The organism is Geodermatophilus sp. TF02-6 (assembly GCF_003319115.1).
In the GTDB taxonomy this organism is placed as follows: Bacteria; Actinomycetota; Actinomycetes; order Mycobacteriales; family Geodermatophilaceae; genus Geodermatophilus.
On record NZ_QOHF01000018.1, the window covers coordinates 54,181 to 70,852 of the forward strand.

A 16,672-nucleotide genomic window follows, 5' to 3' on the forward strand; every position below is an offset into this window, starting at 1 on the left:
CAGCGCCGCGGTTTTCGTCCAGCGAAATACTTGCTCTCTCGTATGGTGAAACCTTACGTTCGCCTACCGAAAGCCAGCATCGAGGAGGACATCATGGCCGTCCCGAGTCCCGGATACTCGATCACTCTCCGCGTCGAGACCAAGCCGTCGAGCGAGGCCACGGCCCAGCTGTCCCGGGTCGTCGCCTCCGTGGGCGGCGCGCTGACCGCCCTCGACGTGTCGGAATCGGCGCACGACCGGCTGGTGGTCGACATCTCCTGCGACGCCGTCGACGTCGACCACGCCGGGCAGATCACCGACGCGATCCGGGCACTGGAGGGGTTCGCCGTCCGCAAGGTCTCCGACCGGACGTTCCTGCTGCACCTGGGCGGCAAGATCGAGGTGACGCCGAAGGTGTCGCTGCGCCACCGCGACGACCTGTCCCGCGCCTACACCCCCGGCGTGGCCCGGGTGTGCACCGCCATCGCCGAGAACCCGCAGGACGCCCGCCGGCTGACCATCAAGCGCAACACCGTGGCGATCGTGACCGACGGCTCGGCGGTCCTCGGGCTGGGCAACATCGGCCCGGCCGCGGCCCTGCCGGTCATGGAGGGCAAGGCGGCGCTGTTCAAGCGCTTCGCCGACGTCGATGCCTGGCCGGTCTGCCTCGACACCCAGGACACCGACCAGATCGTGGAGGTCGTCCGCTGCCTGGCGCCGGTCTACGGCGGGGTGAACCTCGAGGACATCGCGGCGCCGCGCTGCTTCGAGATCGAGCGACGGCTGCGGGAGGTCCTCGACATCCCGGTGTTCCACGACGACCAGCACGGCACGGCGATCGTCGTCCTGGCCGCGCTGACCAACGCCCTGCGCCTGGTCGGCAAGGAGCTCGCCGATGCCCGCATCGTCGTCTCCGGTGTGGGGGCGGCCGGGACGGCGATCATCCGGCTGCTGTTGCACCAGGGTGCCCGGTCGATCCTGGCGTGCGACCGGCACGGGGTGCTGGAGCAGGCCCGGGCCACCGATCCCGAGCGGCAGTGGCTCCTGGAGCACACGAACCCCGAAGGCGTCACCGGCACGCTCAAGGAGGCGCTGCGCGGCGCCGACGTCTTCATCGGGGTGTCCGCGCCCGGCATCCTCACCGGTGAGGACGTCGCCACCATGGCTGCCGACGCCGTCGTCTTCGCCCTGGCCAACCCGGTTCCGGAGGTCGCACCGGAGGCGGCGGCGCAGCACGCGACGATCGTGGCGACCGGGCGCAGCGACTTCCCGAACCAGATCAACAACGTGCTGGCCTTCCCCGGCGTCTTCCGGGGCCTGCTGGACGCCGGCACCCAGGACATCACCGACGACATGCTCGTCGCCGCCGCCACGGCGATCGCCGACGCCGTCACCGGCGAGGAGCTGAACGCCAACTACATCGTCCCCAGCGTCTTCGACGCCGGCGTGGCCCCCGCCGTCGCGGCCGCGGTCCGCAAGGTCGCCGAGCAGGCCGGCAGCGCCGACTGACCCGGCCGGCCCAGCCGGCCGCGTGCACCGCCCCGTGCGGTGCGAGGAGAGGAGCACGCAGATGACCCGAGTCAGCGACCAGCTCGCCGACCTGCTCGACCAGCACCTGGCCGAGGCCGACCGGGAACTGCAGGTCCGCTATCCCGGCGATCCCGGCACCCGGCAGCCGGTGCACACCGTCTACGTGCCCGCCGACCGGTTCACCGCCGAGACGCCTGCCCAGTGGGGCCGGGCGGCGCGCGAGCTGCTCGACCGCCAGGCGCCCACGGCAGCCGCACTCGCCGAGGCCACCGAGATGCCCACGACCCTGGTCGGTGAGGTCTACGACCGGGTGCGGGACAAGCTGATCGGCGAGCCGGTCGAGGACCTGCGGGTCGACTTCGAGGACGGCTACGGGCACCGCCCGGACGAGGAGGAGGACCGCGCGGCTCGAGAGGGGGCCGCCGCGCTCGCCGCCGCCGCCCACCGCCCCGGCGCCCCGCCGTTCCTCGGCATCCGGTTCAAGAGCTTCGAGGCGCCGACCCGCAGGCGAGGCCTGCGCACCCTCGACCTGGTCCTGGAGGGCCTGCTGTCGGCCGGCGACCTCCCGGCCGGTCTGCTGCTGACCCTGCCCAAGGTCACCTCCGTGGCGCAGGTGGCCGCGATGGTCGACGTCTGCGCCCGGCTGGAGCAGGCCCACGGGCTGCCCGCAGGGCGGCTCCGCTTCGAGATCCAGGTGGAGACCCCGCAGGCCGTGCTGGGCGGCGACGGCACCGCCACGGTCGCGCGCATGATCACTGCCGCGGCCGGGCGCTGCACCGGGCTGCACTACGGCACCTATGACTACAGCGCCGCCCTGGGGATCGCGGCGGCGCAGCAGAGCCTGGACCACCCCGCTGCCGACCACGCCAAGGCGGTGATGCAGCTGGCCGCCGCCGGCACCGGCGTCCGGTTGTCCGACGGCTCGACCAACGTGCTGCCCGTGGGGGAACGAGACCGCGTCCACGCCGCCTGGCGGCTGCACGCCCGCCTCGTCGAGCGCTCCCTGCGGCGCGGCTTCTACCAGGGGTGGGACATGCACCCGGGTCACCTGCCGACCCGCTACCTGGCGACCTACGCCTTCTTCCGCCGGGACCTGCCGTCGACCGCCGAGCGCATCCGGGCCTACCTCGGCCGGCGCGAGACCGACGTCATGGACGAGCCGGCGACTGCGCAGGCGCTGGCCGGCGCGGTGCTGCGAGGCCTCGACTGCGGCGCCGTGACCGCCGAGGAGGTCGTCGAGGCCACCGGCGCCGATCGCGGACAGCTGGAGGTCCTGGCGCGGCGCGTCACCGCCTGATCGCTCATCGGCGCGGCGCCCAGCCGCGCGCGCCCATCACCCCGGCACCCCGCCGGTCGGAGGACGCCCTGTGGTTGACGCCACAGACCTACCCGGCTAAGCTTTCGTCTAGCAAAAGAAAACATCCACGATGTGAAAGAGCTTCTCGATGCCGACCGCTCGCTACGCCGTCAACCTCTCCATCCTGTTCACCGAGCTGCCCCTGCTGGACCGTCCGGCGGCGGCCGCCGAGGCCGGTTTCGGCGGCGTGGAGTTCTGGTGGCCGTTCGCCACCGCCGTCCCCGGTGACCGGGACGTCGACGCGTTCGTGCGGGCGGTGGAGGACGCCGGGGTGTCCCTGGTGGGCCTGAACTTCTTCGCCGGCGACATGCCCGCCGGCGACCGGGGCCTGGTGTCCTGGCCGGCCCGGTCGGCGGAGTTCGTCGACAACGTCGACGTCACCGTGGGCATCGGCGAGCGGCTCGGCTGCCGGGCCTTCAACGCCCTGTACGGCAACCGGGTCGACGACGCCACCCCGGACGAGCAGGACACCCTCGCCGTGGAGAACCTGGCCCGCGCTGGCCAGGCCGCGGCGCGCATCGGCGGCACCGTGCTCGTCGAGTCGGTCAGCGGCGCCCCCCGCTACCCGCTGCTGACCGCGCAGGACTCGATCGACGTCATCGACCGGGTCGCACGGGAGACCGACGTGACCGACCTCGGCTTCCTCTGCGACCTCTACCACCTGGCGGTCAACGGCGACGACCTCGACCAGGTGATCGACATCTACGGCCCGCGCGTGGCACACGTCCAGATCGCCGACCACCCCGGTCGCCACGAGCCCGGCACCGGGGCGCTCGACCTCGATCACTACCTCGGCAAGCTCACCGCCGCCGGCTACGACGGCTGGATCGCACTGGAGTACAAGCCGCGCGGCGCCAGCGCCGACAGCTTCGACTGGCTGCCCCGCGAGCGTCGCCGACCGGCGGCCTGAGCCGGTCCCCCGCACCGATCAGCCCCCGTTCGCCCCCCACCGAGAGAGGAACAGCCATGACGACCGTCGCGGTCATCGGCCTCGGGATCATGGGCGGCCCGATGGCCGCCAACCTACTCAAGGCCGATTACGACGTGGTCGGCTACAACCGCAGCCGGCAGAAGGTGGACCAGCTCGTCGCCGCAGGTGGCCGCGGCGCCGCCGACGTCGCCGAGGCCGTCCGCGACGCCGACGTCGTCCTGACGATGCTGCCCGACTCCCCGGACGTCGAGGCCGTCGTCCTCGGCGAGGGCGGGATCCTGGAGGCGGCCAAGCCGGGCACGCTGCTCATCGACGCCAGCACCATCCGCCCCGACGTGTCGGTGCGGCTGGCCGAGGCGGCCGGGGCCCGGGGCATCCGGGCGGTCGACGCGCCGGTCTCCGGCGGCGAGGTCGGAGCCATCGAGGGCACGCTGTCGATCATGGTCGGTGGGGACGCCGACGACGTGGCCGCCGCACGGCCGGTCCTGGAAGCGGTCGGCTCCACCATCGTGCACGTCGGCCCGGCCGGCTCCGGGCAGACGGTCAAGGCGGCCAACCAGCTGATCGTGGCCGGCACCATCGAGCTGGTCGCCGAGGCGCTGGTCTTCCTCGAGGCCCACGGCGTGGACACCCAGGCCGCCGTCGAGGTCCTCGCCGGCGGGCTGGCCGGCAACCGGATCCTCGACCGCAAGGCCGCCGGCATGATCGCCCGCGAGTTCCGCCCCGGCTTCCGCGTGGACCTGCACCACAAGGACCTGGGCATCGTCACCAGCGCCGCCCGGGAGGCCGGCGTCGCCATCCCGGTCGGCGCGCTGGTCGCCCAGCTGATGGGCGCGCTGCGCGCGGAGGGCCACGGCTCCCTCGACCACTCCGCCCTGCTGCTGCTGGTCGAGCAGCTCTCCGGCCGCAGCACCAGCTGAGCCCCGCTCCCATCCACTTCCCGGGCCCCGCAGGGGCCGAGACAGGAGAGACCCATGCCTCGCATGAGGGCAATCGAAGCCGCCGTCCAGATCCTGGAGCGCGAAGGCATCACCACCGTCTTCGGGCTGCCCGGAGCGGCGATCAACCCCTTCTACGCCGCGCTGCGCACCAACGGGAACATCTCCCACGTGCTCGCCCGGCACGTCGAGGGCGCCTCGCACATGGCCGAGGGCTACACCCGCACCAAGGCGGGCAACATCGGCGTCTGCGTCGGCACCTCCGGCCCGGCCGGCACCGACATGATCACCGGCCTGTACTCGGCGTCGGCCGACTCCATCCCGATCCTCGCCATCACCGGCCAGGCCCCCGTCGCCCGGCTGCACAAGGAGGACTTCCAGGCCGTCGACATCGCCGCCATCGCCGCCCCGGTCACCAAGATGGCGATGACGGTGCTCGAGGCGGCCCAGGTGCCCGGCGCGTTCCAGCAGGCCTTCCACCTCATGCGCTCGGGCCGACCCGGCCCGGTGCTGATCGACCTGCCCTTCGACGTGCAGATGACCGAGATCGACTTCGACGTCGACGCCTACGCACCGCTGCCGGTCTACAAGCCGCGAGCCAACCGGGTCCAGGCGGAGAAGGCGCTGGACATGCTCGCCGCGGCCGAGCGCCCGGTGCTGGTCGCCGGTGGCGGGATCGTCAACGCCGACGCCGCCGACCTGCTGGTCGAGTTCGCCGAGCTGGTCGACGTCCCGGTCATCCCCACGCTGATGGGCTGGGGGGCGATCCCTGACGACCACCCGCTGATGGCCGGCATGGTCGGGCTGCAGACCGCCCACCGCTACGGCAACGCCACCCTGCTCGAGTCGGACTTCGTGCTCGGTGTCGGCAACCGGTGGGCCAACCGGCACACCGGCGGGCTGGACACCTACCGGCGGGGCCGCACGTTCGTCCACGTCGACGTCGAGCCCACCCAGATCGGCCGGGTCTTCCCCCCCGAGCTGGGCATCGTCTCCGACGCGGGGGCCGCCCTCGAGGTGTTCATCGAGGTCGCCCGCGAGCGCAAGGCCGCCGGCGACCTGCCCGACCGCAGCACCTGGGTCGCCGAGTGCCAGCAGCGCAAGGGCACGCTGCTGCGCCGCACCCACTTCGAGGACACCCCGGTCAAGCCGCAGCGGGTGTACGAGGAGATGAACAAGGCCTTCGGCCGGGACACCCGCTACGTCAGCACCATCGGCCTGTCGCAGATCGCCGGCGGACAGTTCCTGCACGTGTACCGGCCGCGGCACTGGATCAACTGCGGCCAGGCCGGCCCGCTGGGCTGGACGTTGCCCGCCGCGCTCGGCGTGTGCGTCGCCGATCCCGATGCCACCGTCGTCGCGCTCTCCGGTGACTACGACTTCCAGTTCATGATCGAGGAGCTGGCGGTCGGCGCCCAGTTCCAGATCCCCTACATCCACGTGTTGGTGAACAACTCCTACCTGGGGTTGATCCGCCAGGCCCAGCGCGCCTTCGACATGGACTACGCCGTGCAGCTCGGCTTCGACAACCAGAACTCCCCCGAGCTGGCCGGTTACGGCGTCGACCACGTCAAGGTCGCCGAGGGCATGGGCTGCAAGGCGATCCGGGTGTCCGACCCCGAGCAGATCCTGCCCGCGTTCGACGAGGCCAAGAAGCTGATGGCCCAGCACCGGGTGCCCGTGGTCGTGGAGATCGTGCTGGAGCGGGTCACCAACATCGCCATGGGCACCGAGATCGACGGCATCGTCGAGTTCGAGGAACTGGCCACCTCCGGCGAGCACGCCCCGACCGCGATCAGCGCGCTGAACCTCGAGGAGATGCAGTACCTGGACTGAAGCAGGACCCCCTGCCCCCCGCCGCTCGCAGGCTGGCCTCGCCCGGAGGCTCGCCCCGAGCGTGCGAGGGGTGAGAGGGGCGAGGTCCTCCTGCCTGCAGCGGGGCCGCCGTCCCCTCCGCCGAGCCCACCGAGGAGGAACCGTGCGCATCGTGGTGGCACCCGACAAGTTCAAGGGCAGCCTGTCCGCATCCGAGGTCGCCGCCCACGTCGCCGCCGGGCTGACGGCCGCCGCCCCGGGCCTGACCGTGGCCGCCATCCCCGTCGCCGACGGGGGAGAGGGCACGCTCGAGGCCGCCGAGGCCGCCGGGTTCCGGCGGGTGCCGGCCGAGGTCGCCGGGCCGACCGGCGAGCCGCTGGCCAGTGCCCTGGCGGTGCGCGGAACCACCGCGGTGGTGGAGATGGCCGCGGCGTCGGGGCTGGCCGCGCTGCCCGCCGGGCGGCCGGCCCCGCTGGCCGCGACCAGCCTGGGCACCGGCCAGCTGATCCGGACGGCCCTGGACCTCGGTTGCACCGAGGTGGTCGTGGGTGTCGGGGGCAGCGCCTGCACCGACGGCGGCGCCGGGGTGCTCGTCGGCCTCGGCGCCCGGCTGCTCGACCGCGAGGGCCGCGAACTCCCACCCGGCGGAGGTGCCCTGGTCGACCTGGCGCGGGTCGACCTCGCCGGCCTGGACCCGCGGCTGACGTCGGTACGGGTCGTCCTCGCCTCCGACGTCGACAACCCCCTGCTGGGTCCCCGGGGGGCCGCGGCCGTGTACGCCCCGCAGAAGGGCGCGTCCCCGGCCGACGTGGAGCTGCTCGAGATCGGGCTGCGCCGCTGGGTCGACACCCTGGGGCAGGTGCTGAGGGAGGCGGCAGCCGCCGCTCAGGCACCGGGCGCCGGCGCGGCGGGCGGAGTGGGCTACGCCTGCCTCGCCGTGCTCGGCGCCGTGCGCCGGCCGGGCATCGACGTCGTCCTCGACCTCACCGACTTCTCCGCCGAGCTGGCCGTGGCCGGGCTCGTGGTGACCGGAGAGGGGTCGCTGGACGCGCAGACGCTGCACGGCAAGGCGCCGGCCGGGGTCGCCGCTCGAGCCCGCGCCGCCGGGGTGCCGGTGGTCGCGGTCGCCGGACGCTGCCTGCTCGACGCCGGCGGTCTGCGCGACGCCGGCATCGCCGCCGCCTACGCCCTCACCGATCTGGAACCCGACGTCGACCGCTGCATCCAGGAGGCCGGCCCGCTGCTCGAGCAGCTCGCGCACCGGATCGCTCGTGAGCGCCTCGCCGTCCAACCCGCGCCGTGAGCCTGGCCCGCTCCTCAGGAAGGAGCCTCATGACCGCGACGCAGCGGGTCATCACCGACGGACTGCCCGCGCAGCTGCCCCGCGTCGACGCCGATGAGACCGCAGAGTGGCGAGAGCCCCTCGACGGCGTGGTGGCCGAGGCGGCGGCCCGCCACCGGCTGGACGATCCGGATTCCTTCCCGGTGGGGATCTCCGCGGGAGGCGACTCGTGACCTCCGTTCCGCTCTTCGTCAACGGGGAGGGGATGCGCGGCGGGTCCGTGCACCACAGCATCGCCGGGCACCGCTTCCTCGGCGAGGTGACCACCGCGCCCCGCTACCGCTTCTACTCCGTCGGGGACCGCTTCCCGGCGCTCTGGCCGGTGACCGACGACGGTCGGTCGGTGCCCGGGGAGCTCTACGACGTGCCGCTGGAAGTGATCCGGGACGCGTTCATCCCGTCGGAACCACCGGAGCTCGAGCTCGGGGTCATCGAGCTGCACGACGGTTCCGCCGCGCTGGCGGTGCTCCTCCGGCCCGAGGCGCACGGCTCCCCGGAGATGGCCGACATCTCGGAATCCGGCGGGTGGCGCGCCCATCGCGCTCGGTCCGCCACATCAGGCGGTGGGGATGAGTGACGACGTCGCCGTGCAGGCATCACAGCCGCCCACCCATCCCTCGACGATGACGACGACGACGACGAAGGAGTCGGACATGACCACCGCCTACTACGCCCCCCGAGGGGGACTGCCCGGACAGGACGAGCTGCTCACCGACCGGGCGATGTTCACCGAGGCCTACGCGGTCATCCCGCGCGGCACGATGCGGGACATCGTCACCAGCTACCTACCGCACTGGGACGGGATGCGGATGTGGATCCTCGCCCGTCCGCTGTCCGGTTTCGCCGAGACCTTCTCCCAGTACGTCGTCGAAGTCGCCCCAGGGGGAGGCAGCGACCGTCCGGAGACCGACCGCCGGGCCGAGGCGGTGTTGTTCGTCGTCGAGGGCGAGCTCCAGCTGACCATCGGCGAGGAGGCCCATCGGCTCGAACCCGGGGGCTATGCCTACCTCCCGGCCGCCCAGCAGTGGACGGTGCGCAACACCGGCGATGCCCCGGCCCGGTTCCACTGGGTACGGAAGGCCTACGAGGCGGTGGAGGGGGTCGAGATCCCGCCGGCCTTCGTCACCGACGAGCGCGAGGTCACGCCCATCCCGATGCCCGACACGGACGGCCGCTGGGTGACCTCCCGCTTCGTCGACCCGGCCGACATGCGCCACGACATGCACGTCAACATCGTCACGTTCCAACCCGGTGCGGTCATCCCCTTCCCCGAGACCCACGTGATGGAGCACGGGCTCTACGTCCTGGAAGGCAAAGCGGTGTACCGGCTCAACCAGGACTGGGTCGAGGTCCAAGAAGGTGACTTCATGTGGCTGCGCGCCTTCTGTCCGCAGGCTTGCTACGCCGGAGGCCCCGGGCTGTTCCGCTACCTGCTCTACAAGGACGTGAACCGGCACGTCGGCCTGAGCCGCCAGTTCGGCTGAGACCCAGCAGGCGTGCGGCTGGCAGACGAGTGATGACCGTGCCGCCTGCCCCACGAGCCGTCACAGGACGACGGAACGGCCCACACCCCTGCGCCGACGGCGACGAGCACCCCGCCGCCCTCGACAGCTGGCCGACTCACCACGGCACTGCCCGCAGCCGCTCTGCCCTCGAGAGTCCCCCTTCGGTCAGCCGACTCTGCCGCGGAGCGACCTGCCTGGGCGGGACGGCCGCTCGAGCAGGTGCACGCCCGGCTCGCCAGAGACCTGCACGACCTGCTCCATCCACTCGCCAGAGTGCAGCCCACCTGGTGGACGCGGCGGCCGGTGCCGGTACCCATGACGAGGAGGAACGTCGATGACCGAGAAGCCGTCCCGGCAGCCGGGGACGCCCGACCCAGGCCCCGAGCAGACCGCCGGACAGGAGGCCCCCCAGCAGCCGCCCCCGGAGGCTCGGCGCGCGCCGTCCTCGACCTCGGACCCCACCGGGCGCCCGCAGCAGATGCCAGAGGACCCGGCGAAGATCGCCGAGGAGAACTCGGCGCGCTCGGTCACCAAGCCGACCGCGGCACAGAACGCCTTCGAGTCCGAGCAGGCCCGCAAACTCGAGGTCAGCGAGGACGTCAACGATCCTGACCGGGTCCGCCGCCTGATCGCCGAGTACAAGCGAGAGCACGGACTCGCCGACGACGCCGTCGGCTCCTCCCCCATGGGGGCGGACGACGACGGCGCCTTCGCCGGTGACCACCGGGAGTTCGACCTGGTGTTCCGGGGACGCCGCATCCTCACCACGGCCGGGGTGGTCGCGCGTGAGATAGGGGTTCGAGACGGGAAGATCGTGGCCATCGAGCCCCTGGGCGCCGGCCTGCGCGGCCGCGAGGCCGTGGAGCTGGACGACGCCGAGACCCTGCTGCCCGGCCTCGTCGACACCCACGTGCACGTCAACGAGCCCGGCCGCACCGAGTGGGAGGGCTTTGCCTCTGCCACCCGGGCCGCGGCCGCCGGCGGGGTGACCACGGTCCTGGACATGCCGCTCAACTCGATCCCGGCCACGGTCAACGCCCCGGCGCTGGAGTACAAGCGGCTGTTCGCCCAGGACAACGTCTTCGTGGACGTCGGCTTCTGGGGCGGGGCGATCCCGGGCAACAGGTCCCACCTGAGGGGGTTGCACGACGACGGCGTGTTCGGCTTCAAGTGCTTCCTGCTCCACTCGGGCGTGGACGAGTTCCCGCACCTGGAGGCCGACGAGATGGAGGAGGACCTGGCGGAGATCAGGACCTTCGACTCGCTGATGATCGTGCACGCCGAGGACTCGCGCGCCATCGACCGGGCCCCGCACCCGGAGGGAGTCGTGTACGAGAACTTCCTGAAGTCGCGGCCGCGCGGCGCGGAGAACCTGGCCATCGCCGAGGTCATCGAGCGCACCCGCTGGACAGGCGCCCGCTCGCACATCCTGCACCTGTCCTCCTCGGACGCCCTGCCCATGATCGCCACGGCCAAACGGAACGGGCTCGACCTCACCGTCGAGACGTGCCCCCACTACCTCACGCTGCTCGCCGAGGAGGTGCCGAACGGGGCCACGGCGTTCAAGTGCTGCCCTCCCGTGCGGGAGGTCGACAACCGCGAACTGCTGTGGAAGGGGCTGATCGACGGGACCATCGACTTCATCGTCTCCGACCACTCCCCCTCCACCCTCGATCTGAAGGACCTGGACAACGGGGACTTCGGAGTCGCATGGGGCGGCGTCTCCTCCCTCCAGCTGGGCCTGTCCCTGATCTGGACCGAGGCCCGCCGCCGCGGCATCGGGCTGGAACGCGTGGTGGAGTGGATGTCGACGCGACCGGCCCGGCGGGCCGGCTTGCGCGCCAAGGGCAGGCTGGCGCTGGGCTACGACGCCGACCTCGTCGTCTTCGCGGCCGATGACGCGTTCGTGGTCGACGCCACCAAGCTCCACCACAAGAACCCCATCACCCCCTACCACGGCAAGGCGTTGTCCGGAGTGGTGCGCAAGACCTACCTGCGTGGCACGACGGTGGACTACCGCACGCCCCGGGGGCGGTTGCTCCGCCGCGGGGAGAGCTGACCACCACGCAACGGCGCGGGCCGTCGGGGACCTCCCGGGTCTCCGGCGGCCCCTCTCGTCCGCGACGTCCATGCCGGCCGCATGCCGGCCGGGGCGCTCGTCAGCCAGACCCCTTGACTGTGACGCGCCCACAGATATCTTCTCACGAAACAAAAGTTTGATTTCACATCGTGAAGCCAAGAGCCTCGTGGGTCGGGTCGTATCGAAGGTCCGCACCTACGCCACTGCCCGGGAGAAGGCGTTCAAGAACTGGCCTCGGTGAGGCTAGCCCCGGTGCCGTGGTCTGGCTCGGAAACGGGGTGTCCTGGACAGCTGCCGGGCGGCGAGGTAGCCGCTTGCTCCGCCGAGCCCCGGGCCGGGGTGGGTGGAGGCGCCGATGTGCCACAGGTCGCGCACCGGGGTGCGGTGGCCGCGCGTGCGTGGTGTGGGCCGCCAGATGAGGAACTGGTCGAGGCTGCAGGCTCCCGAGTACGGGTCGCCGCCGACCAGGTTGGGGTTCCAGGCCTCCAGGTCGGCCGGGGAGAGCACGCGGCGGGCGGTGAGTGCGGAGTCCAGGTTGGTCACGTGCCTGGACAGTTCGTCGACCACCCGGTCGGCGTAGCGCTCGCGCAGGTCGTGCGTCCAGGTGCCGTCACCGACGTCGATCTGTCCGGCGGCGTCGCCGACCGGGTGGCCGGGTGTCTCCTGCAGCTGCAGCCACAGCACACCGGCGCCGTCGGGCACGCGGGTCGGGTCGAGTGCGGCGGGCTGGCCGGCGACGATGGTGGGGACGGCGGGCAGCAGGTGCCGCTGGGCCTCGTTGACCGCCCGGCTGATGCTGTCCAGCCCCGCGGAGACGTGCACGATCGCGGCCCGGGACAGGCGGTCGTGGTCGTGTGCCCAGCGCGGCGGCTCGGACAGGGCCAGGTGGATCTGCATGTCGCCGCGGCCGTACCGGTAGCCGCGGGCGGCCCGGCGCACCTGCTCCGGCACCGCCGCCACGCCGTCGAGCAGCCCCAGGTACAGCGCCTGCGGGGTCACGCTGGCCAGCACCGCCTGGCGGGCGTCGACGCGTTCGCCGTCGGCCAGCCGGATGCCCGTGGCGCGCCCGTCCCGGATCTCCACGGCCGTGGCTTCGGCGCCGGTGCGGGTGGTGCCTCCGGCATCGGCGACCACCGCCGCCAGCGCGTCGACCAGCCGGACCCCGCCGCCCTCGGGCACCGGGCAGCCACCCTGGGCCAGCGCGAGGGCGATGACCTTGTTGATGAAGCCGCTGAAGGCGTCGTCGGGCCCGAGCCCCTCGTGGCCGGTCCACGGGGACAGCAACGCCTGCACGGTGGGGGAGGCGAAAGTGCCGGTCAGCCAGGAGCGGGCGGACTCCAGCCCCTCGGAGCCGAACTGCTGCAGCCCGCGGGGTCCCAGCTTCCAGGCCGCGCGGGCGACGAGCTTGAGTCCGTCGAGGGAGAGCAGCTCGGTGCCCAGCGCACCGAAGGCGATGTCCGCCCGGCCGCCGAAGTCGGTCAGGAAGGCGCGCCAGGCGTCTCCGTCGCCGGCAGACACCCGGTCGAAGTCGGCCGCGGTGACGTCGGTGTCGGTGGACAGCACGGCCGTCGACCCGTCGGGCAGCGCGGCGGCTGCCGGGATGTCGGTGTTGCGGTAGACCAGGCCGCGGGCGGCCAGGTCGTCCTCGAGGGATGGGTAGGCCGGCCCGCCGACGAACAGCGGGTGCCAGCACGACATCAGGTCGGTGGTGTACCCGGGGGCGGGGGTGTCGGCCTCGGTGCGGATGGCGCCGCCCAGGCGCGGGTTGCGCTCGTAGACCCCGACGTCCCGCCCGTTCTTGGCGAGCACGGCCGCGGCCACCATCGCGTTGATGCCGCTGCCGATGACGACGACGTCGTGTCCGGCCACGGCCACCCGGTGCCCTGGAGGTCGGTCACGGAAACGACGACGTCCAGGGACTCGCGTCCGGGACTGTGGCGACGTCGTGCCCGGAGTCGTGGCCCGACTCCACCCGGATCCCCTCGGTCCGCTGCGGGCGGCGGCCTCCGGGGCCGACCGTCAGCGGCTCTCGTGCCGCCTGTTCGGCGGACGCTGGGTCTGGCCGCCTCACCGTCCCTCGAGGCGTTGCCGACCCCCCTGCGGGGGGTGACCCCCGAGCCGACGGGTCAACTCGGCCGCTGCCCGTGTTGTTCGCACCGCCAGTCGCTGGCGCGCCTCGCCGTCGACGTCCCCGGACGGGAAGGTCACCGCGGCGCCGGCCACCGGATGTCCCGAGTGGTCGTACACGGCTGCCGCGACCGAAGCGAAGCCGGGTGTCACCTGCCCCTCCTCGGTGGCGTAGCCGGTCTGGCGGACGTCGGTGAGCAGACGCCGCAACGCCGACAGCGACGCCGGTCCGACTCCGTGGCGTTCCACGAAGGCGCTGGCGTCAGGGAAGAGCGCCCGCACGTGAGCGGCCGGCAGCTGGGCCAGCACCGCGCGTCCGCTGGCCGTCAGCTGCGCCGGCAGTCGGACCCCGACGTCCGTCACCAAGGGTGGTCGTCCGGGCGCCCGCTCTTCGACCACGTAGAGCACCTCGCGCCCGTGCAGCACCGCCAGGTGCGCCGTGTGGCCCACCGCGTCGACGAGCCTGCCCAGCACCGGCCGTGCCAGCCGGGCGAGCGGCTCCTGGCGCATGTACGCCGACCCGAGCTCGAAGGCGCTGACGCCGAGGCCGTACCGGCGTTCCTCGGGCAGGTGGACGACGAAGCCCGCACCCTGGAGCTCGGCGAGCAGGCTGTGGCGCGTCCATGGCTCCATCGCACACGGTCGAGGTCGGGCGACCCAGTCCCGCACCATCACGGCTGTCTGGGATGACAGACATTCCGGGTCTCAGATGTCGAGGACGAGCCGGTCGCCCTCGCAGCGGGAGACGCAGATCATCATGGTGTCCCCGGCCTCGCGCTCCTCCTCGCTGAGCAGTTGGTCACGGTGGTCCGGAACACCTGCCAGGACCGTCGTCTCGCAGGTTCCGCAGATCCCCTCCTGGCAGGAGCTCAGCGCCGGGATGCCTGTTCGGTGGAGGGCGTCGAGGATCGACTCGTCGGCGCCGACCTCGATCTCCGTGCCGTCGCTGGTCTCGACGACGAAGGCGGAGTCGCCCTCCCGGGCGCGGGTGCCGTCGGGGTCGGCCGTGAACCGCTCGAGGACGACGCGGCAGCCCTCGTGGCGGGCGGCGTAGCCCTCGATCGCGGCGAGCAGGCCGGCGGGCCCGCAGGCGTAGACCGCGGCGTCGGCGGCGCCCAGCCGGTCCAGTGCCGACTCGAGGTCGATGACGCCCGAGTCGGAATCCCGGTGCAGGACGACCTTCGACCCGTACGCCCGCAGGACCTCGGTGAAGGCCATCCGGCTCCCGTTGGTCCCGAGGTAGAGCAGGGTCCAGTCCTTGCCGGCGGCGTCGGCCGCGGCCACCATCGGCACCAGAGGCGTGATGCCGATGCCCCCGGCCACGAAGACGTACCGCTGCCCTCCGAGGTCCAGGGCGAAGTTGTTCCGCGGGGCGCCGACTCCGAGCGTGTCCCCCGCGCGGATGCGCTCGTGCAGCCACGTCGACCCGCCGCGGCTGACCTCCTCGTGGAGCACGGCGATGCGCCAGGTGGAGTCCGTCGGCGCGGAGCACAGGGAGTACTGCCGCACCAGGTCGTCCCCGAGGAGCACGTCCACGTGCGCGCCCGGCTCCCATGGCGGGAGTGGCCCGCCGTCCGGTCGGGCCAGCTCGAAGGAGGCGACGCGGTCGGCCTCCTGCCGGATCTCGTGCACGACCAGGGGGGTGAACCCCTTCCCGACCACCATGACCGCTGCTCCTGTCCTGCGTGTCCGACTGCACGGCCAATGTCCGGACGCGACACAGCGGTCGACAACCGTGGTTCTCACTCGGCGAGAAAGACGTCTCGTCCGGGGCTCCGCGTCGTCCTAGCGTCCACGCGACACAGACAGCGCGTACCGAGGAAGTGACATGACTGCACCGAGCCGTGCCGGCGCCCCGGTCATCGCCGACGATCCGTACGACGACGCGAACCTGGCCGACCCCTACCCGCTGTTCGAGCGGATGCGGGATGCCGGCCCGGTCGTGTGGCTGGAGAGGTACGGAGTCCACGCCTTCACCCGGTTCGACCCCTGCCGGGAGATCCTGCTCGACCACGAGACCTTCATCTCCGGCGCAGGCGTCGGGCCGCGGAACTTCCACCACCAGCCGTCCTGGCGGCCGCAGGGGATCCTCGACTCCGACCCCCCGGTGCACACGCCGCTGCGCACGGCCATGGCGGGGGTCATCTCCCCGCGGAACGTGCGCGGCCTGCGCGCCCAGTTCCAGGTCTTCGCCGAGCAGCTCGTCGACGAGCTGGTGCAGCAGCGGGAGTTCGACGCGGTGACCGAGATGGCAGAGCTGTTCCCGATCGAGGTCTTCGGCAACGCGGTCGGCATCCCCCGCGAGGGCCGGGAGGCGAACCTGCTCGCGCACGGCGCGATGAACTTCAGCCAGTTCGGCCCCGAGGACGCGCGGTACGAGGAGTTCTTCGCCGAGGGCGAGTCGACGATCGACTGGGTCATGGACAACTGCGCGCGGGAGAACCTCACTCCGGACGGGCTCGGTGCGCAGATCTGGCAGTACGCCGACGACGGCACGATCACCCCGGACGAGGCCACCCGGCTGGTGCGGGCGCTGCTGTCCGCCGGTGTGGACACGACCGTCTTCGCCATCGGCAACGCCATTCGGTGCCTGGCGTCGAACCCGGACCAGTGGGACGCCCTCCACCAGCAGCCCCGTCTGACGAAGTTCGCCGTCGACGAAGCCCTGCGCTTCGACTCGCCCTTCCAGTCCTTCTTCCGCACGACCGGCCGGGACGTCGACTTCCACGGCCTCGTTCTGCCGGAGGACACCAAGATCGTGCTCTTCGTGGGAGCGGCCAACCGGGACCCTCGACGCTGGGGCGACGACGCTGACGACTACCGCATCACCCGGGACGCCGGCGGGCACCTGGCCTTCGGCATGGGGATCCACCAGTGCGTCGGCCAGCCCATCTCCCGGCTGGAGATGGACGTCTTGCTGACCGAGCTGGCCAAGCGCGTCGCGCGGATCGAGCTGATCGGTGAGCCTGCGCACTATCTGCACAACACACTGCGCGGCTGGACCTCCGTGCCGGTCCGCGTACACCCCGCCTGAGCAGGCTTCTGCAGCCGGCTCGGGCCGGTCCCGG

General features: G+C 72.4%; 14 protein-coding genes. 11 read left to right on the forward strand and 3 right to left on the reverse strand.

The genetic code is table 11. The features are described 5' to 3' along the window. Positions 1-93 precede the first annotated feature (93 nt). From DQ238_RS16290 to allB, 10 genes are all read left to right on the forward strand, one after another. Entirely contained in the window at positions 94-1,488 is a 1,395-nt protein-coding gene (locus DQ238_RS16290; protein ID WP_113782318.1) for an NAD-dependent malic enzyme, read from the forward strand. A gap of 61 nt (positions 1,489-1,549) precedes the next feature. Next, complete coding sequence (locus DQ238_RS16295) at positions 1,550-2,806, forward strand: aldolase/citrate lyase family protein (protein WP_113782319.1); 1,257 nt, start codon at positions 1,550-1,552, stop codon at positions 2,804-2,806. Between the two features lie 148 nt (positions 2,807-2,954). Further along, positions 2,955-3,776 (forward strand): hydroxypyruvate isomerase family protein, encoded by an 822-nt coding sequence (locus DQ238_RS16300; RefSeq protein WP_113782320.1) that lies wholly within the window; start codon positions 2,955-2,957, stop codon positions 3,774-3,776. Between the two features lie 56 nt (positions 3,777-3,832). Then, positions 3,833-4,717: a 2-hydroxy-3-oxopropionate reductase gene (locus DQ238_RS16305; protein ID WP_113782321.1), complete on the forward strand. Its 885-nt coding sequence runs from the start codon at positions 3,833-3,835 to the stop codon at positions 4,715-4,717. A gap of 54 nt (positions 4,718-4,771) precedes the next feature. Next, the gene (gcl, locus tag DQ238_RS16310) at positions 4,772-6,571 is read left to right on the forward strand and encodes a glyoxylate carboligase (protein WP_113782322.1); all 1,800 of its coding nucleotides are present in this window, start codon (positions 4,772-4,774) and stop codon (positions 6,569-6,571) included. 142 nt (positions 6,572-6,713) lie between these two features. Continuing rightward, positions 6,714-7,853 (forward strand): glycerate kinase, encoded by a 1,140-nt coding sequence (locus DQ238_RS16315; RefSeq protein ID WP_199506399.1) that lies wholly within the window; start codon positions 6,714-6,716, stop codon positions 7,851-7,853. Between the two features lie 29 nt (positions 7,854-7,882). After that, a complete protein-coding gene (locus tag DQ238_RS16320; RefSeq protein ID WP_113782323.1) occupies positions 7,883-8,065 on the forward strand; it encodes a hypothetical protein in 183 nt (60 codons plus the stop codon). Then, entirely contained in the window at positions 8,062-8,469 is a 408-nt protein-coding gene (locus tag DQ238_RS16325) for a gamma-glutamylcyclotransferase (protein WP_233496019.1), read from the forward strand. Before DQ238_RS16320 ends, DQ238_RS16325 begins: the two co-directional genes overlap by 4 nt. Beyond that, positions 8,462-9,376 (forward strand): bifunctional allantoicase/(S)-ureidoglycine aminohydrolase, encoded by a 915-nt coding sequence (locus DQ238_RS16330; protein WP_233496020.1) that lies wholly within the window; start codon positions 8,462-8,464, stop codon positions 9,374-9,376. Before DQ238_RS16325 ends, DQ238_RS16330 begins: the two co-directional genes overlap by 8 nt. Before the next feature lie 355 nt (positions 9,377-9,731). Beyond that, on the forward strand, positions 9,732-11,456 hold the full coding sequence (gene allB / locus DQ238_RS16335) for an allantoinase AllB (protein WP_233496021.1): 1,725 nt from the start codon (positions 9,732-9,734) through the stop codon (positions 11,454-11,456). Between the two features lie 264 nt (positions 11,457-11,720). Here the strand turns inward: allB and DQ238_RS16340 are convergent, their stop codons facing one another. The 3 genes from DQ238_RS16340 to DQ238_RS16350 form a co-directional block, all read right to left on the reverse strand. Further along, entirely contained in the window at positions 11,721-13,346 is a 1,626-nt protein-coding gene (locus tag DQ238_RS16340) for an NAD(P)/FAD-dependent oxidoreductase (protein ID WP_113782362.1), read from the reverse strand. 198 nt (positions 13,347-13,544) lie between these two features. Next, positions 13,545-14,237 (reverse strand): IclR family transcriptional regulator, encoded by a 693-nt coding sequence (locus tag DQ238_RS16345; protein ID WP_233496022.1) that lies wholly within the window; start codon positions 14,235-14,237, stop codon positions 13,545-13,547. 72 nt (positions 14,238-14,309) lie between these two features. Next, positions 14,310-15,269 carry a PDR/VanB family oxidoreductase gene (locus tag DQ238_RS16350; protein WP_113782325.1) on the reverse strand — a complete coding sequence of 320 codons (960 nt, stop codon included), beginning with the start codon at positions 15,267-15,269 and terminating at the stop codon, positions 14,310-14,312. A 163-nt stretch (positions 15,270-15,432) separates the two neighbouring features. On the opposite strand from DQ238_RS16350, the gene DQ238_RS16355 reads away from it, so the two are divergent. After that, on the forward strand, positions 15,433-16,638 hold the full coding sequence (locus DQ238_RS16355) for a cytochrome P450 (protein WP_113782326.1): 1,206 nt from the start codon (positions 15,433-15,435) through the stop codon (positions 16,636-16,638). Positions 16,639-16,672 lie beyond the last annotated feature (34 nt).

Excerpts from the sequence above, each read along its gene's own strand:
- DQ238_RS16320 (WP_113782323.1), top strand. The coding sequence starts at position 7,883 with ATGACCGCGACGCAGCGGGTCATCACCGACGGACTGCCCGCGCAGCTG.
- DQ238_RS16350 (WP_113782325.1), bottom strand. The coding sequence starts at position 15,269 with ATGGTGGTCGGGAAGGGGTTCACCCCCCTGGTCGTGCACGAGATCCGG.
- allB (WP_233496021.1), top strand. The coding sequence starts at position 9,732 with ATGACCGAGAAGCCGTCCCGGCAGCCGGGGACGCCCGACCCAGGCCCC.
- gcl (WP_113782322.1), top strand. The coding sequence starts at position 4,772 with ATGCCTCGCATGAGGGCAATCGAAGCCGCCGTCCAGATCCTGGAGCGC.
- DQ238_RS16300 (WP_113782320.1), top strand. The coding sequence starts at position 2,955 with ATGCCGACCGCTCGCTACGCCGTCAACCTCTCCATCCTGTTCACCGAG.
- DQ238_RS16305 (WP_113782321.1), top strand. The coding sequence starts at position 3,833 with ATGACGACCGTCGCGGTCATCGGCCTCGGGATCATGGGCGGCCCGATG.
- DQ238_RS16290 (WP_113782318.1), top strand. The coding sequence starts at position 94 with ATGGCCGTCCCGAGTCCCGGATACTCGATCACTCTCCGCGTCGAGACC.
- DQ238_RS16330 (WP_233496020.1), top strand. The coding sequence starts at position 8,462 with ATGAGTGACGACGTCGCCGTGCAGGCATCACAGCCGCCCACCCATCCC.
- DQ238_RS16295 (WP_113782319.1), top strand. The coding sequence starts at position 1,550 with ATGACCCGAGTCAGCGACCAGCTCGCCGACCTGCTCGACCAGCACCTG.
- DQ238_RS16345 (WP_233496022.1), bottom strand. The coding sequence starts at position 14,237 with ATGGAGCCATGGACGCGCCACAGCCTGCTCGCCGAGCTCCAGGGTGCG.
- DQ238_RS16355 (WP_113782326.1), top strand. The coding sequence starts at position 15,433 with ATGACTGCACCGAGCCGTGCCGGCGCCCCGGTCATCGCCGACGATCCG.